Raw genomic sequence first — 15,102 nt, 5'->3', positions numbered from 1 at the left:
CTTTCGTTTGGATAAAGAAATGGGCCACCGAAGCAGCCCATTAGATTGACATGCAGGTCGCCGATTACGTGGAAGCTGTCAGGCCGAAGAGGTCGGCAACGACGCCGATACCCTTCTCGTTCTTCACCTTGAGGCAGCCTTCGCCGATCAGAACGAACTTCTCAGCATCGCCGGTCTTCGCGACATCCGGGTCGGAGCTGATCTTGCGCAGCCAGAGCCACGACAACATCTCCGAATCCAGGAGGAACGCATTCCTCGCAACGCCTGCACTGACGGCCTGTACGCGGTTCGGCATGACCTTGATGCGGCCAAACGGACCCTCGTAGTAGTCGGCGTTCGAAACCACCGTGTTGTTCTTGCCGCTATCCACTGCGTAGCGGAATGTCGCGACGTTGGAGTTAGACATGAACGTAACGAACACGGACTTCACGTATGGCGAAACAGACGCAATCTTGAAGTTTGCGCCGCTGTTGAACCCGAGACCCATGGTGGTATCAAGAAGCGCCTGCGTGAAGGCACGCTGGGTGCCATCCGTTGCTGCGACCGTCAGACCCGTGCCCGAGCTGTAGCCGCCGTTGGCGCCAGTCGCGCCGCGGGAAACGTTCGTGGTTGCCCACGATGGCAGGCCACCGGAAACACGGCTTGTGCCACCGACCGATGCGACGTTGGAGACGATCGAGAACTCGACGTCCTTTTTGAGTTCGAGACCGCGCATCAGCTTCTGATACTTCAGTTGCTCAGCGCGGCCAGCGTTGTCCACCGCATCCTGCGTGCCCGAGACGATGCCGGTCTTTCGCATGATCTGGGTGTAGTTGCCGACGCGGACGGCGGGGGTAGAGGCGTTGAACGAATATTCGTCGCCTTCAGCCTGGACGTTCGCGGCGGGTGCGGCAAGGTCGATGGTTTCCCACTCCGGGTGGGAGCCCATGACGCTTTCGGAGCCGATTTCCGTAAGGACCGGTGTGTCTTCGGGCGTAATACGGGAGACAACGTCCGAAAGCTGCTCACGGTTGCCCTTGGCGGCGCTCGTGAGGAAGGTATTGGCAAGTGCTGCCATGGTTCTGTTCCTTTGAAGATGGGGTTAGTCGAAGTCGATCCGGAGCGCGTCCTGGATCGAACCGGTTTTCGACAACTTCTTCATCGCGTCCCTGCTCTTCTGCACGTCCGCATTGACCGCGGCCCGTTGCTTGACCTTGACCGCTGCCGGGGGAGCATTCTGCACCTTCGCCAAGGCCTTGCCCTTCGCCTGTTCAGCTTCGAGGCCGATACGGGCGTAGTGCGCGAGCTTGAAATAACGGTGGTCGATCTGCCCCTTCAGTTCCTCGTCGGTAAAACCGAGATCACGAGCCGTCTGGAATGTCTGTTCGAAGAATTTCCTGCGTTCTTCGGCAGATTTCCGGGTTTGTGGGAATGCTTCAGCAAGCTTGGCGTCGTTGAAGGCGATGGACTCGTCTTCTTGCTGCTTGGTGAGCTTGTTCGCCACTTCCTTGGGCTCGTTGGCGAGGTTGATGATCGCGTTGACCTGGGCCAGTGCCGAATCGTAGATCGCCTTTCGGCGCGTGTACTCGTTCGGGTCCTGGATGGCCAACGTGTGCTGCGGCTCTTCCGGCAACATGCCGGCGAGATGGGTTGCGATGGCGTCCACGGTGCGTGTGACGCGCGTTGTCATTTCGTCCAGAGACTTGGCCTTGTTCGCCGTCTCTTGCGTCTTGTGGCGGTAGTCACGATCCCGCATATACCCAAGCTTCAGTTCCTCAAGAGGAACCTGTTCGCCACCTTTCAGGGTAACAACAACCGGCTCTTCCTTTTCGCCTTCCTCCTCGGGCTCATCGCCTTCGGATTCTGCGTCCTGGTCGTCCTGCTGTTCGGCATCGTCGGACTCTTGGCCATCTTCAGAGGCCTCATCCGTCTCGCTTTCAATCCCTTCGTCGCCTTCGGCCTGGTTGTTCTGCTCGTCTTCGTCGCTAGAATCCAGGAAGTTCAGGTTTTCCGGGTTGTTGAGATCAGTCGAGGGGTCAGCGGTTTTGCTCCCGCCAGATGGCAGGTTGGCACTTTCGCCTATAGTCATGGGTTTTCCTTACGGGTTGCGGCCGCCTGCCCTATGCAGGAGCGCCTTTCCGCTGGGTATTGGCTTCGCTCACGAGAGCCTTCAGCTTACTGCGGAAATTCTTGATGGCGCGCGCCTCTGCCGCGTAGGCGTGGCGCTTCTCGTCATCCTTTGGGTCTGCGAATATGCAAGCGTCGATCGCTGCCTTCTCCATTTCATCCCAGAGGACGTGGAAGAGCGGCGTATCGAGTAGGGAGCGGGCCTGTGCGACCTTTTCAGCTTCGGTCATTATTGCCCCAAACTTAAGCGAGTGACGCGGATCATCAGTTCTCCGACGATCCTTGAGTTGTAGAGGAACCCGCCGGCTGGGCCAGAGGTCGAACCGTCGGCATATTGTGCGGCGATCGCCACTCCGACGACCTCACCGTTTCGGGCCTTCTCCAGCAGTCGTTCGAGGCATTCAATGCACTCTTGGTTGCCGCCGGCATTCGGGACGATCTCGTCGCCGTCAATGTGATGAACACTACCCATCAGCCTGGCTGCCCTCCGATTTCAACCTGCGACGTCTGAGCGTTCGTCACCTGCGCGTTCATGGCGATCTGTGCGGCGCTCTGCTGGCGCTTCAGGTCGAGTTCGGCAACCAACTGTTCGCGCTTCAGATCAAGCTCACGGTTCAACTGCTCCTGCTTCAGAGCAAATTCGCGGTTCAGCCTCTCCATTTCCAACTCTGCATCGGTCTGGTTCTGCTGCTGCTGGATCTGTGCGTCTAGCGCTGCCTTCTGCTTCTTTGCTTCTGCCTGAGCCTGAACCTTCACCACATCGGGATTCGGCTGGTTCTTTGCCGCGTCCATCTTCGCCTGGATTTCAGCCGGATCAGGCTTGGTGAAATACAGCTCCGGAGACTTCGCGCCGGCCGATTCCGCAAACTTGGAAATCGAGTTGTAGAGATTATCCGGCTTCACGAACGGGTTGTCTGGCCCGAGCGAGAGCAGTAAGTCCTTCTGCAGATTGATGACCTGCTGCATCATGATCATGTCGCGTTCGCGGGTGCCTGCACCAAGGCCGGTGTTGACCGTGGCGTCCATCTCCGCATTCCATTCGCGCGGATCGAACGTCACCCACTTGCCGCGGAGGCGAACCGTGCGCGGCTGGTCCTGATGCTTGATGACCATGCGCAGGAGGCCACGGAAAACCCGCTTGAGACCATGCGCGATGGTGCGAACCATCAATTCTGTCTGCCCGATGCCGGCCTGCTCGATCATGGCCGACGCCTTGGCCGTCATGTTCTGCAACGCGTCAGGGGCGAGGCCGCTCGATGCGTCAGAGACGCCCGTCCTGTCTGTGGCCTCATTGTCCATATATTCCAGCATGGAGAACGAGTCTTTGGCGACGAATGGCACCCTATTGTAGCCAACAGCAGTATTCGCGTCCGTCCCCTGCGATACTCGGATCGGTTCGCCAAATTTTGGGCTCAGGACCGAGCTTGGATTGACGATCACGCCTTCCTGCACAACCGGCTGCGGCATGTTCTGCCAGTAGAGGTTATCCAGGGTCTGGCGCAGCAGGACGGTCTTGATGCGCTGAATGTCCATCGTGTCGTCGGAGATGGAATTGCCCTCGCGCTGATGCGGGCGGCGCTCCGAGATGATGTCTGCAAACGGGACCTCGTCCCATTCCTCGTTTTCGAGCAGATTGTTAACGCCAGTGCCACCGGCAAAGACCAGCCTGCGAAGCTCGGCAATGCCGTCGTCGTCAGCGTCGACCCTGACGTAGAGCTCGTAGTACTCGATTTCATGCAGTTCCCGCGCTGTCTGGTCGAGATTGTCGTCTATCTCACGGCGGCGGGTGTCTTCCTCCGTGTCCTTGTCAATATCGCTGCCAGCGGCCGGCAACGAATCGATCTTGGCGCGGTCATAGCCCATGGCGACGAGATCAGACCGGCGGAGGCGCGGGTTGATACCTGTGAGCGGGCTTTCCTCAATGTCGAGTGCGTCAGGATGGATCAAGAACTCTTCCGGTGGCACCGCGGCAAGCTTGGTGCAGCCATACGGCGCCTTGCGACGGATCTTCACGTCGTAAATCGTCTGCTCGACCGGGCCTTCCGGTGTGTCGATCTGCTGGACGGTCTGGTTTTGCTCCAGAACCTCTACGTCATCGTCCTTGACCAGTTGGACAAGTGCAGCTTCATCCAGCCCGGTGTGCGTCGACACGCTGACCTTGATGCGCTTGTCGTACCACCAGCGAATGATACCGTTGCGAAGCTTCAGGCTATCATTGATCGCGTCCTGAACAGCCTCGTATCCGTCGCTTTCCGGGAAGACGATATAGTTGATGTAATCGCTTGCCTGCTCTGCAGCCTCTTCGTCGCCCTCGCCTACCGGCTCATACTCGACGACCTGGTCATTGCCGAGGATCGTGCGCATAACAGACGGCAGGACCTTCTTGATGGCAGAGCGAACGTCGCGCGAGACAACCTTCGAGCGATTGTCCTCGACCGGAACGTCCTTCATGACGCCGTCGTAGTATTCCATCGCCTTTTCGCGGTCTGTCGACAGATCGGTGCGATAGGTCTCGCTGTCCTTGACCAGCGCGGAGACAATGGCGGCAAGGCGCTCGTCGGTCATTTCTGCCATTTATACGACCTTTCGAGCCTTGAAATTCCATTCGCCCGTCTTGATTGGCGGTGTATAGCCATCCGAAAACACCATGAACGCATCAGCACCGTGACTGTGTTCGTCATGTCGTGGATGACTGCGCCAGACGCCGAGCTTCTCATCCCAATCGCGGCTGTAATTTTCGAGATGCACAATGCCGGCTGAACAACCCGACTCGTCGAAGCAGCAACCGGGAAGTTTCGAACGAATGCTCTGGATTGAGTTGATCTTGTCGGGATTTCTCTCGACCGTCGTGAATGTGTAGCCAAGCCCCGCGGCCATCGTCTTGATTGTCTCTGCCTGCCCGCTGGTCGCTGTCTGCCTGCGATGGTCAACGTCATGCGGTGCGAGGTGCTTGCCCCATGTCGCGTTGCGCTGGGCCCGCCACTTCTCAAGCCAGTTGAAGTAGTGACCGAGGCCCATGCCGCTGTCTTCGAAGTAGCCAACGAACCGGTTCTCGCCGGCCACGAGCTGATGAAGCCAGATGGTCTGCGTGTCGCCGAGTCCGAAGTCCCACATGGTATCGACGGCAATCTTAGGCACAAACGGGAATGCGCCGATCTTTCCCATCTGGCGAAGCGACCGCATTTCCTTGGCGAAGTAGGCTCCGTCTTTTGCTGCCTTGAAGGCTTCGTCGGGTGTGGATGGGTATTCCTTCCACATATCCTCGCCCTGTTCGACCTTCTTGGCCGCGTACCACCATTGCTGTGGCTCAGTGAGAACGATTCCGTGCTCTGCCTGCAGTTCTGCGAAGTATTTGGCGTCCTCATCTGTGATCAGGTGCTCGTGCTCGACTTGGTACGTGGCATCCTTCCACCATGGGAAGAAGTGAAACCGGTAATCCAGCTCACCGAGATCCTTGCGAGCGTCGATCAGCGACCGGGCCTGCTGCGTCTTGTCGTAGAAGTCGCCCGCCCTGCCCTCTGCCGTGCTCTCGATGAACACCAACTGCCGCGGCGCAATCGTGTTGAGCGTGCCCGACTTTATTTCCTTGGCCTTGTCTGGCTGCTTTGCGCAGATCTTCCCGTATTCCGAGATGTGCACGAAGTTCTTCGTACCAGAACGCAGCGAAACACCGACTTCGACACCAGAGCCGTTGCCGAACTCAATCTCGTATGCATTATCCGTCTTGATCGGGACAACAGCCCTTATCTCCTCCGGCAAATGCTCGTATGCGAACTTGATGCGCTTCAGCAGGCCCTTGGCGTTGTCGATCGTGTCTGCGACGAGGCCGGCGGCGAGGTTGCTATTGAACAGGCAGCAATCCAGCGCCAGGATAAGAATGAATGTCGAGAAGCCCATCTGGCGGGCTTTGAGGATGATGTTCAGATAATGTAGATCATCGAGCAGCGTCTGTTGAGCTTCATTCAGCTCGAACAGCACCACGTTTCCGCGCTTGTCCTGAATGTAATAAAGGTGATTGAGCCGCCACTTGCGGTCAGCCCATTGCTCTACGAGAGCCTCACTTAGTGCGGGTGCGGCCATCGATCGCTTCCATGAGCGCAGAAACCGAGTTCCCGACCTCATGCGTTGTCTTCTGGTCTATCTCTAGCTTCTCGCCGTATTTCTTCGGGCGGAGCTTTCCTGCCATCCACTTACGTGCATCGATGCGCAGCTGTGAGCGACGAAGCGCCTCTCCGTTCTCAACCCAACGAGATTCCTCGCCGAAATTCTTCTGCATCCAATCGTTCCGGCCATCGTCGGCGATCGACAGGATTTCATCGAAAATAGCGTCCGCCTGGGTTTCGCGTGCGCGCGCGTACTTGTCAGAGAACGAGGCGTTTTCACCAAGCCATTTGAACACGGTCGCCTTTGACGGCATGGCCTCGTCTTCGCAAATGCCCTTCAGACTCTCACCGTTTGCGATGCGCTCGCAGATGATGTCTGCCATCTCCTCTGTGTATGTTGATACACCGGCCATTGCTTTACTTCGCCCTGATACGGATGCGGACTGTCTGGTCCATTGTGCGCCCGCCTGTCGTTGTGATGCGGTTGACCAGTTCGTATGCGGAATTGAGCGTGCCGGATGAAAGCCAAATGGTAGACACCGTGGTCGTGTTGGTATCGCTGTTCTTCACGATGCCGGTGGGCACGGTCCATGTGCTGGTTGCTATCTGGTCTTCACCGAGGCGACCGGACCAATCGAGTTGATAGTCAAGAACCTCGTCGGGGTCTTTGAAGGGCCATTCTAGCGCCATGGTGTCTCCTAGACGTTGTCTCGACGCCTTGTGGCGGATGGCGTTATTGCTCTTGACGGTTCCTGCACAGAGACTGCTCTGTGCTCTTCAGGCGCTGGAACCGTGCGATGCTCCAGAATTGTCAGTGCCGATCTTGTCTCGGGCGGCGTGGAGACTGTTCGGCCCTCTGCCGCTGCTGTGGCGCTCTTGCGTCTTAAATCGATCGGCGATGGCGCCAGGATGCGCGCGATGGCATCTACGAGGGCGCCGATTGATAGTGTTGCACTTATGCGCTTGGCGATCGACTTCGTGACCGACGCTGCCGCGGTGCATGACACACCCACGGTCTTGGTGAATGTCACTGCCGCATGAGCAACGATCGAGGCTATTGCCGAAGACGTTGCGCTGAATGCCTTGCCCGCTCTCTTGCTTGAGCTCACCGCGGAGGATGACGCGACGGCGATGATACGACCGGCCGCTTTCCTGATGACTACGGTATCAGCAACCGTCGCAGCTATGATCTTGGAGGCCACCTTTCGCAGTGTCACCGAGCTAGCAGAAGTCGCCGACGAAACCTTCCCAGCTCGTTTGCTGCACGTTGCAGAAGTGGTTGAGCTTGTCGTGACAGACTGCGGCGTCGAGCTTCCACCGGCAGCTTCCTTAATCGCGACAAGGAACGCAGCCCAAGGATTATTCGAAGCAAGCGTTTGCGTCTTGTTTCCGCTAGCCCCCGCGGAAGGCTGCGCCACGTCGGCGATGTAGACGAGACTGTCAACGCGTTCGGTCATGCCTGTCGGCGGCGATAGCGTCCCGGTCGCGTCCCAATTGTGACCGGCATAAATAACTAAATCGTTGGCGGCAGTCGTTGTGACGCCCGTTGCCGTTGCCGTGGTGCCTGGGCTCAGCGTCCCTGAATTCTGAGACAACACATCAACAGGCGAACCGGAAGAAAGCGCGCCGCTATACACGGCAATCGCGGCCTGCGACGAAGCGGTCGAGTGCGTGAACGTATAGGAGCCGCTTTCGCTGGCTGCCCGCTTCCAATAGACACCGAACAGGGCGCTGAAACTGTTGCCGCTCTCGGTAACGCTGGTCCCTGTGCCGATCTGTGTAAAACCGCTTGGCGCCGTGGGCGCCGTGGGCGCTGTCCCGCCAGACTGGCCCAAGAAGATGATGGCAATCAGTATGTCGCCGTTGACGATACCAGCGGGTGCCGTGACGGCAGTGTTGGCGCGGCTCGCGTATGTCGTGCTCGAAATCGACCGAAACGCTATAGCCATGGCAGTACCTTACGAGAAGGTGACGTTTACCGTGAAAGCGATCGAGTCTCCGGACGCAAGGTTGATTGCGGTGAAATCGCCATAGACGTCCATGTTCCCGCCCGTTGGGGGTGAACCGGACCCAACGGCATCGAACACACCGACCTCAGTAATCGCACGCGTGCCGGCAGCAGTAACGGTGCCAGTGAAGGTGATCTTGTCGTTGGTGACGGTGGTTGTGCCCTGTGCAGGCGTCGCGGAAACCCGCGCTTCGGTCGTCGTCGTGGTCGTGACTACGTTCGCCGCCGCTGCTGCTGCCGAACCCGTCCCCCACTGCAGCCACCAGGATGCGGCGGCGAGCAAGGACGTGATGCGGGCTAGACCCGCGTTTTGGACTCGTGAGACCATTGCAGCAAATCCTTCAAGTCCTGTTTGACGTGCCACGCCATCCTGCGGAGTGGGTTCTTATGCCAGTAGCTGATGATGCCAAGGTGCTCGACCGTTCCGTCAGCGCGGGTGACAACCGCTGAGATGCTAGCCTCTTTGGCCTGCTTCAGGACATTGCCTTCCATTACAGCGCCTTCCAGCAATCAGAGCATGGCGGCTGGTGAGCACACCCTGCCAGCCACGATATTGCTATCGCCCCTGCTAGTATGGCTATGAGGATGAGAGTGGAGCGAATGGTGGGGGTCATGATGCGATTTCCATGACGTCAATTCCGGCCTGCTTTGCCCTCTTGACCATGTCAGCAGTACCCTTCCCGCCGGGGAACGCGATCACCAAATCAGGCTGGCCTATATCGATCATCTCTTGATTTCTGATCGGGCCAGCGGCGCGCCCGTGCTTCTGCCAATCTGCGTTGAACTTCATGAGGTTGGCGGCGAACTCATCGGCCCATTCTATCGCCATCGTGTCGGCGCCACGCGCTCCACCGGAGATAATGGTGAGATCGAACGCACCTTTGACGCTATTCCACTGCTTTCTGGCGATTGGCTCCATGACAGAACCGAACTTGTTGTAATCGTTGTAATCACGCCCACCGCAGATCAGAACGCGCATCGGTGGCCCTCAATTAGTCTGGACGATGCGGATCTCATGCGCTGCGGCGTAGAAGAACACGTCGCTGCGGTTCTCGGAGAAAAGCTCCACCTCTCCGTCACTGTCTATGAGGGCCCATCCTTGACGGCCGTCCTCAGTTTCCGCTTGGCGTACGTAGCAGTGGGCTTCGAGAGGGGGGAATGCGTCTGTGTCGCTCATCTCAATCCCTGAAATCGAGAAACCCGCCGACCGGTTGGAAAGTTCGGCAGCGGGTTCTCTGGAGCTAACTGCAACTCTGGAAATGGGATCACGCCGAAGCACGAACTTCGAAGCGTGTAATATCGGTAGCATTTCGGTTATGATTTGGCAATGCCCCGCTATTGATGAGAGCCGTCAATCCCCTGCGAAGCCACAACAATTGCTGTGGAGGCATGTCGCGGAGGTGCTGGAGATCCATAACCGAAACAGAGTTTACCGTCTGCCGCACCTGTGGTCCGTCCACACACTGAAGCAGGATGCCTTGAAGCCTCATCATCAGATTGCTTGCCGATCGAGCCCGAGCTGCGTGCTCGTCGGTGACTTCCCCGTCATGGCCTTTGATGCTGAATAGCGACTGAGCCCGCGCCGAAGGGAACGGGATGCCGACGAGGCGGTGATAACGAGCGATGGCTAGGGCGTACTCGTTCCCTATCTCCATCTGCTCTTCGGTGATCTTGCCATCGATGCATATGAGGCCGAGCGTGTACCCTGCGCGGGGGTCAAGCGCCTTCTTGTCCGGTGTCTCATCGCTCCAGCCGTTGACGCGCTTTCTTGCCTGGATTGCCACGCTCTGCGTTTCCTTCTCGGTCTCTGCCGGCTTGATCTTGCCGCTCGGATATCTGTCGACGCCCTGCTTGCGTGGACGCCCTGCGCCTTGTGCCGCTCGCTTGCGCCGTAGTTTTTCCGCCTGTGATGCCATTGCCGCCTGTTCCTCGATTACTGAGCCGCCTTCATTGCCGCCACTCTGCGTACTGCCCAAAGTGCCGTCGTATGGTCTTTGCCGCCGAAAAGCCTGCCGATTTCCGGGTAACTGATCTCTGGCTTGATGATTGTCTTGATCTCCCACATCACGAGTTGGCGATATTCGACGATCGGATGGCGTCGGCTACGGCCGGTTAGCTCTTCCATGGTGATGCCGAAATCTTCGCAGCGGCGGCGCATATGGGCCTTGCAGGGAGACATGCGCTCAAGGCACCACAACTGCCAGTCCTTCACATGCGCATCGAAGGGCTGAACAGCACGCCGCCATGAAGGGCGAAGGGCAATGACCTTCGGGGCAATTACTACGGCTACCTTCTTTGCTGGCCGCGTGTTCATGAGCTTTTGATGAAGCGCGTGGGCGCTGGCGCGCATCTCGTCGGCTGACGTGTAATCTCGGGCTTGGACGATCATGCTGTTACCCTCCGTTCGGCCAGAGACGGCAGGGAGCGCTCGAGGTGTTCGGCGCAGTAGGCAGACCCCTCGGTCGTTTCGGCGGCGCAAAAGAGATACGCGGGGCCGTCACTGCAAGGCCAATGGCAGTCACATGCACGAAGGTCGTATAGCGGCTTGGCGGTTGGCTGGCGGAGAATGTCGATCGACGCGGTAAATCCGCGCTGGCGGCGCTGTGCTGCCTTGTCCTCGCGCTCCTCGCGGCGCTGCTCTACCGACTCTGCCTTGGTCCGCCTCGTAAACCCACGTTCAGTCCTGCGCTTGGCGTTCTGAGCGTTTCTGCGGCGCTCGCGTTCTTCTTCGGTTAGCTCGGCGCGAGGTATACCTACCCGATGGCCTCCCCTGATGCCTGTCTTTGCTTTGTTTGGAAAAAGCTCCCGGTTTCTGTTGGCCTTCCCGATGACGACGTTGCGGGACACACCGAGGGCGTTTGCGATCATGCCCGCAGAGAAACCGTCGTTCCACATCTTCGAGGCTGTATCTATGTCGAATTCGGGTCTCATGTTCATTCTGCGGCTTCCTTCGGCATGACGGCGCTGCGTGGCGCCCAAACCTGTTGCAATGCAAAGAAATATCGGGCCCCAATCGGCCAAGCGCGGCGGTTGACGCCCATGACGAAGGCCTCTTGGGAGACGTTCTCCCCGACGAACTGGAGGCGTTCTCGGGCGATGATGTCGCGTTGACGTTGGCAATGGTCGATCATTGACCCATCCCCCGTCGCCAAGCCTTCTCGAAGTCTCCAGGCTCAGGCCATTGAACGGCGTGGGCTTTGCCGGTGAAGACGAGGAATGCTGCTTTGAGGCGACCTATGGGGCCGGGATAAAACGGTAATGGAACCGCTCGATACCACTTGCCTTCCATGCCGACTTCATTGCCGAAAGGCGCGAGGAGATCAGCAACGCGGTAGATGTACCATCCCGTCATTGCTTCACCGCCTGTGCCATAAGCTGGCGTACCTGATGGGCGCGGGAGTTGCCTTCCCAATCGTCTTGGTTCTTCTGGATGGCGCGGGCGAGGTATTCTTCGCGCGTCTCCTGGCGGGGCATGGGATTGTGCGGATCGTGGAAGCCTTTGCCCTTCATGACCCACTCGGCTTTGAAGCCCTGCCAGCCACGGTTCAGGTGCTCCTCTGCCGCGTTGATAGGGTTGCCGGTCGCCTGATACTCTCGGAGCAATGCTTTCGCTCCACGAGGCGTTAGCGGGCATTTCTTGCCGCGGCGATGGGCAATAATGTCTTTCGCCAGTTCATCCCCGAGGATGGGAGAGAGGATTTCCATAAGCTCATTCACTTGATCACCTCCACGTCTATGCCCAACAGCGCTTTCATCATCCGGCGCTTGATCTTGAATTCTTTCGTTTCGACTCCTTTCACATCGACGACGCGCAGGCGGTGATCCTGGCTGTGGTCGATGAAGGCGAAGTCGCATCGGTAGGTTGCCATCAGCATCCCTTGCGGGCCGAGAAGGGCGAACGAGCGCTGAAGATCGACGCCGGACACCTCGCCAGCCTTTTCGCGCTGCTTCAGTTCGCCGTAGAAGGCTGCCTCGCGCTTCGAGTCGAACCAGATGCCATCGACCTGAACGCGGGTGTTGCCGTACTTGGATTTCTTCTTCGGGGCCGAGAGGAGCTTGCGACCTTCTTCGCGGGAGAGGATTGCCGTCATGCCGCTGCCTCGTTCGCCAATTTCCGATTGAGAGCCTTGACATAAGCCACCTTGATCTCCTCAAACATGGAGATGTCGTATTCCTTGGTTTCGATCTCGTGATCTGGGCGGGGCTTGCGAGATTCCCGGCCGTGGTCGTCGAGCCAGGTCATGGCGCTGGCGATGCGCTTGTCGAGCCAATCCAACATCTCTTGGGGATCGGTCATTGCTCCACCCATACTTGACGCGTGACGCCTGCCGGCATGATCAGCGGCTTCAGAGTGCGCTTCTTGGTGCGGACGTACTCTTCGCGGCGGTCGCGGTTCTTGAGGTATTCCTGACGGCGGCGCTCGCGTTCCTTCTGTGCCGCAGAGCGCTGCTGTTCTTTGGCGTCCTCGTGGGCCGTGTCGCCCTTCTCAAGGCAACGCTCGCGATGGATGGCGGCGTAGACCCATGCCTCTGACTTGCCGAGATGTCTGGCAATCTGCGCCGTGTCCATGTTGTGGGGCTCTCGGAAGAGGGAGAGGAGCTTCTGTGTCATGCTGCGATCTCCATCATCCGAACAAGCTTAGCTGCGCCAAAGGAGCCTCTTGCGGCAAGCCGAGTGACAAGAGTGCGGACCGCATACGCTGCTTGAAGTGGGACAACTCCGTTTCCGAGCATGCGAAGTCGGTCCACGCGACCAACGTCCATGCGGGAGGCCAGCCCATCAGCCACTCGACGAAAAGCGGGTTCAAACTCCGGCGCGGATGCGAGAGTGTCGCTCCAACTGGATAGGTCAGCCGGTCCCGGAGCAAAGAGGGGTCGAAGCCTAGCCGGCGTTGCGTCTTCTCGCTGACGAGATAAATTTCGCGCGGTACCTCGCCCATCACCATCTCCGCCTGCTGGGCGATCGATAGCGACGACACGCTGTCCGGCCGATCCATGGCGATCGATGACGTTCGTTCCGAGGAAACCCGCGGTGTCGACCACATCTTCTCGCTCACATCGAAAGCCTGCCCCTTCAGGAGCAACTCGTTCGATCGTTGTCCCGAGCGGCTCATCCGTCCGCCAGTCGTGTCCGCAACTGAAGGAGTCGACCACTGGCTTGCTTGAGCCGGCAAAGGCATTCCGCCCGCTCCGAAGCTCTGGTTCGGGCCTCCCTTTTCCGCATCGGACGCTCTCGGGGTCGACCAAAGCTGCTCGGCCGCATAATCCAGCCGATCGCCCCGCATCTGTCCGTCTGAGCGAAGCAACGTCGGTCCGCTGCCCTTCCAATCGTTCGCCTGAGATGCCGAGGATGAAGACTCGCTCGCGCTGGTGGCTCGCGCCGACTTCTGACGCCGTGAACAGTCCTCCCTCCACCTGGAAGCCAAGCTTGCGAAGGTCTCGGTGAACCCGCTCTGCGCCAGCGATTTCGTCATCCCCCGCCGAGAGCATGCCGGCGACGTTCTCGATGAGGACGAACCATGCCCGCGACTGGACAATGATGCGGCGGGCTGTTGACCAAAGGTCTCGCTGGTCGAGGCTGCCTTGCTTCCTGCCGGCAAGGCTATGAGGCTGACACGGGATGCCCCCAATGAAGCCGTCCACTGCGCCACGCCATGCGCGGCCGTCGAGGGTTCTGGCATCGCTCCATATAGGCGCTGGAGCCATGAGGCCCGCTTCCATAGCTGATACCAGTTGCGCGATCGCGAAGGCTTCCCTCTCGACCATGCAGACGCTTCTAGCGCTTGGAATTGCCAGCTCGACGCCGAGATCGAGGCCTCCTCCACCTGTGCAGATGGAGAGGATGTTGAGAGGTTGGGAACGTAGAGCCACATTCACTTCGCATCGCCTCATCGAAAAGAAAGAAAGCCATTCGCGGCTTAGGTGTGCGGCTTGGAGGGAGCCGCAGGGGGAAGGGTTAGGGGAGATGGCTTTCGAGCCGGCGAAGGGCTTGCATCGCGTTCGACATCATATGCAAAGCGTCGTTTGCATCGCTCTCGATATCGAAGAGAATGCCGTTGGATGGCTCGGAGTCTGTGCCAACCCCGGAGACTTCCGGTTGCGCGCCGCAAAGCCGGTTGACGAGCGAATGAACGTATCCAGAAAGCTCTCGTGACTGCTTCAGGGCGTCACGAACGGTATTCACTGGCGATTCTTTCCGGACTGGCACGTTTCTGTTAACCTGCCCTTGAAGGCCTCCTGCAGTTGAATACTGCCGGTCTGGACTTCCCTTTTCGATCATTGCCATTTTTTGGGTCCTGGTTTGGAATGGGTTGAATTCTGTAAGGCGGGTTCTTCCCTGCCTTTTTCACTTGGCGCGAGGCCTTAGCCATCACCGTCTTCCCTAAGCTCGGGAGCTATGCGATAGGCCAAGCGCCGCGAAGACCGCAGTAACCATCGAGCGAATGAGATGCGCATCCTCGCCGCCAAGGAGAGCCGTTGCTCGTTCGATTGCTTGTTCATTCTTCCGCATCTCCTCTCGTGCGTAGACAAGCCCGCTGACCGCCTCGATACGGAACAGCTCTTCAGGCTTGATGGAAATTCGTGGATCAGCATACCAAGTGTCCTTGGTTCGGGTGTAAGACCAGCCGAGTGCGCGCGCTGCCTGACGGATTCGCGTCTGAACGTCCCCGATATTGCGGGGAGCGATTTCGTCTCTCAAAGCTCTCTGACAAAATTCGACAGTAGACATTTCTGACTTCTCCGATTGATATTCGGACATTTCCGAAAACTCCTGTGGTTATCTCAACTCGTGCAAAGGAGCCGCGAGATGTCCCACCGGATCACTCATACAGACGACATAGGGGCCAAGGTCTTTGGCGAGGTTGATGCCCCTATGTCCAGGCCC

The 15,102-nt window shown here is 58.5% G+C and carries 24 protein-coding genes and 1 pseudogene; all 25 read right to left on the bottom strand.

All coding sequences use genetic code 11. From position 1 onward, the window contains the following. Positions 1-64: 64 nt before the first annotated feature. The 25 genes and pseudogenes from LPU83_RS48285 to LPU83_RS48170 all read right to left on the bottom strand — a co-directional run bounded on the left by LPU83_RS48285 (position 65) and on the right by LPU83_RS48170 (position 14,946). Complete coding sequence (locus LPU83_RS48285; protein ID WP_037069693.1) at positions 65-1,057, bottom strand: DUF5309 domain-containing protein; 993 nt, start codon at positions 1,055-1,057, stop codon at positions 65-67. A gap of 24 nt (positions 1,058-1,081) precedes the next feature. Next, positions 1,082-2,068, bottom strand: coding sequence for a hypothetical protein (locus tag LPU83_RS48280; protein WP_037069690.1), 987 nt, complete (start codon positions 2,066-2,068; stop codon positions 1,082-1,084). A gap of 31 nt (positions 2,069-2,099) precedes the next feature. Then, positions 2,100-2,336, bottom strand: coding sequence for a hypothetical protein (locus tag LPU83_RS48275; protein ID WP_037069687.1), 237 nt, complete (start codon positions 2,334-2,336; stop codon positions 2,100-2,102). Then, positions 2,336-2,578: a hypothetical protein gene (locus tag LPU83_RS48270; protein WP_037069685.1), complete on the bottom strand. Its 243-nt coding sequence runs from the start codon at positions 2,576-2,578 to the stop codon at positions 2,336-2,338. Before LPU83_RS48270 ends, LPU83_RS48275 begins: the two co-directional genes overlap by 1 nt. Next, positions 2,578-4,680 (bottom strand): portal protein, encoded by a 2,103-nt coding sequence (locus LPU83_RS48265; protein ID WP_037069683.1) that lies wholly within the window; start codon positions 4,678-4,680, stop codon positions 2,578-2,580. Before LPU83_RS48265 ends, LPU83_RS48270 begins: the two co-directional genes overlap by 1 nt. Next, positions 4,681-6,186 (bottom strand): terminase large subunit, encoded by a 1,506-nt coding sequence (locus tag LPU83_RS48260; RefSeq protein WP_051509089.1) that lies wholly within the window; start codon positions 6,184-6,186, stop codon positions 4,681-4,683. It lies immediately after the preceding gene. After that, positions 6,164-6,622 (bottom strand): terminase small subunit-like protein, encoded by a 459-nt coding sequence (locus tag LPU83_RS48255; protein WP_037069681.1) that lies wholly within the window; start codon positions 6,620-6,622, stop codon positions 6,164-6,166. The genes LPU83_RS48260 and LPU83_RS48255 overlap by 23 nt, the downstream gene beginning before the upstream one ends. Before the next feature lie 4 nt (positions 6,623-6,626). Then, complete coding sequence (locus LPU83_RS48250; protein WP_037069679.1) at positions 6,627-6,899, bottom strand: phage fiber-tail adaptor protein; 273 nt, start codon at positions 6,897-6,899, stop codon at positions 6,627-6,629. A gap of 8 nt (positions 6,900-6,907) precedes the next feature. Continuing rightward, positions 6,908-8,158 carry a hypothetical protein gene (locus LPU83_RS48245; RefSeq protein ID WP_037069677.1) on the bottom strand — a complete coding sequence of 417 codons (1,251 nt, stop codon included), beginning with the start codon at positions 8,156-8,158 and terminating at the stop codon, positions 6,908-6,910. Between the two features lie 9 nt (positions 8,159-8,167). Then, positions 8,168-8,545 (bottom strand): phage tail fiber protein, encoded by a 378-nt coding sequence (locus tag LPU83_RS48240; protein WP_157997346.1) that lies wholly within the window; start codon positions 8,543-8,545, stop codon positions 8,168-8,170. 282 nt (positions 8,546-8,827) lie between these two features. Then, positions 8,828-9,196, bottom strand: a complete 369-nt coding sequence (locus tag LPU83_RS48235; protein WP_037069671.1) for a DUF2493 domain-containing protein — start codon at positions 9,194-9,196, stop codon at positions 8,828-8,830. A 9-nt stretch (positions 9,197-9,205) separates the two neighbouring features. After that, complete coding sequence (locus LPU83_RS48230; protein WP_037069669.1) at positions 9,206-9,394, bottom strand: hypothetical protein; 189 nt, start codon at positions 9,392-9,394, stop codon at positions 9,206-9,208. A gap of 88 nt (positions 9,395-9,482) precedes the next feature. Continuing rightward, positions 9,483-10,133 carry a hypothetical protein gene (locus LPU83_RS48225; RefSeq protein WP_037069666.1) on the bottom strand — a complete coding sequence of 217 codons (651 nt, stop codon included), beginning with the start codon at positions 10,131-10,133 and terminating at the stop codon, positions 9,483-9,485. A 17-nt stretch (positions 10,134-10,150) separates the two neighbouring features. Beyond that, complete coding sequence (locus tag LPU83_RS48220; protein WP_037069663.1) at positions 10,151-10,606, bottom strand: helix-turn-helix domain-containing protein; 456 nt, start codon at positions 10,604-10,606, stop codon at positions 10,151-10,153. Next, positions 10,603-11,154, bottom strand: a complete 552-nt coding sequence (locus LPU83_RS48215) for a GcrA family cell cycle regulator (protein WP_037069659.1) — start codon at positions 11,152-11,154, stop codon at positions 10,603-10,605. The genes LPU83_RS48220 and LPU83_RS48215 overlap by 4 nt, the downstream gene beginning before the upstream one ends. Continuing rightward, positions 11,151-11,348: a hypothetical protein gene (locus LPU83_RS48210; RefSeq protein WP_037069656.1), complete on the bottom strand. Its 198-nt coding sequence runs from the start codon at positions 11,346-11,348 to the stop codon at positions 11,151-11,153. The genes LPU83_RS48215 and LPU83_RS48210 overlap by 4 nt, the downstream gene beginning before the upstream one ends. Next, the gene (locus tag LPU83_RS48205) at positions 11,345-11,569 is read right to left on the bottom strand and encodes a hypothetical protein (RefSeq protein WP_037069653.1); all 225 of its coding nucleotides are present in this window, start codon (positions 11,567-11,569) and stop codon (positions 11,345-11,347) included. Before LPU83_RS48205 ends, LPU83_RS48210 begins: the two co-directional genes overlap by 4 nt. Further along, positions 11,566-11,934, bottom strand: a complete 369-nt coding sequence (locus LPU83_RS48200; RefSeq protein ID WP_051509088.1) for a hypothetical protein — start codon at positions 11,932-11,934, stop codon at positions 11,566-11,568. Before LPU83_RS48200 ends, LPU83_RS48205 begins: the two co-directional genes overlap by 4 nt. Beyond that, positions 11,931-12,308: a DUF1064 domain-containing protein gene (locus tag LPU83_RS48195; RefSeq protein ID WP_037069650.1), complete on the bottom strand. Its 378-nt coding sequence runs from the start codon at positions 12,306-12,308 to the stop codon at positions 11,931-11,933. The genes LPU83_RS48200 and LPU83_RS48195 overlap by 4 nt, the downstream gene beginning before the upstream one ends. Continuing rightward, positions 12,305-12,514, bottom strand: coding sequence for a hypothetical protein (locus LPU83_RS48190; protein WP_037069648.1), 210 nt, complete (start codon positions 12,512-12,514; stop codon positions 12,305-12,307). The genes LPU83_RS48195 and LPU83_RS48190 overlap by 4 nt, the downstream gene beginning before the upstream one ends. Continuing rightward, positions 12,511-12,828: a DUF3824 domain-containing protein gene (locus LPU83_RS48185; RefSeq protein ID WP_037069645.1), complete on the bottom strand. Its 318-nt coding sequence runs from the start codon at positions 12,826-12,828 to the stop codon at positions 12,511-12,513. The genes LPU83_RS48190 and LPU83_RS48185 overlap by 4 nt, the downstream gene beginning before the upstream one ends. Before the next feature lie 13 nt (positions 12,829-12,841). Next, the gene (locus LPU83_RS74075; protein ID WP_244656141.1) at positions 12,842-13,396 is read right to left on the bottom strand and encodes a hypothetical protein; all 555 of its coding nucleotides are present in this window, start codon (positions 13,394-13,396) and stop codon (positions 12,842-12,844) included. Positions 13,397-13,559: 163 nt separating this feature from the next. Next, positions 13,560-14,108 (bottom strand): annotated as a pseudogene (locus LPU83_RS75820) (DNA cytosine methyltransferase); the annotation flags it as partial. A gap of 64 nt (positions 14,109-14,172) precedes the next feature. Next, entirely contained in the window at positions 14,173-14,400 is a 228-nt protein-coding gene (locus LPU83_RS48175; RefSeq protein ID WP_037069641.1) for a hypothetical protein, read from the bottom strand. A 198-nt stretch (positions 14,401-14,598) separates the two neighbouring features. Beyond that, positions 14,599-14,946 (bottom strand): hypothetical protein, encoded by a 348-nt coding sequence (locus tag LPU83_RS48170; protein WP_231052229.1) that lies wholly within the window; start codon positions 14,944-14,946, stop codon positions 14,599-14,601. Positions 14,947-15,102 lie beyond the last annotated feature (156 nt).

The sequence above is a fragment of the Rhizobium favelukesii genome, from assembly GCF_000577275.2.
GTDB classification, from domain to species: Bacteria; Pseudomonadota; Alphaproteobacteria; order Rhizobiales; family Rhizobiaceae; genus Rhizobium; species Rhizobium favelukesii.
This window is presented reverse-complemented; position numbering and strand designations above follow the sequence as displayed.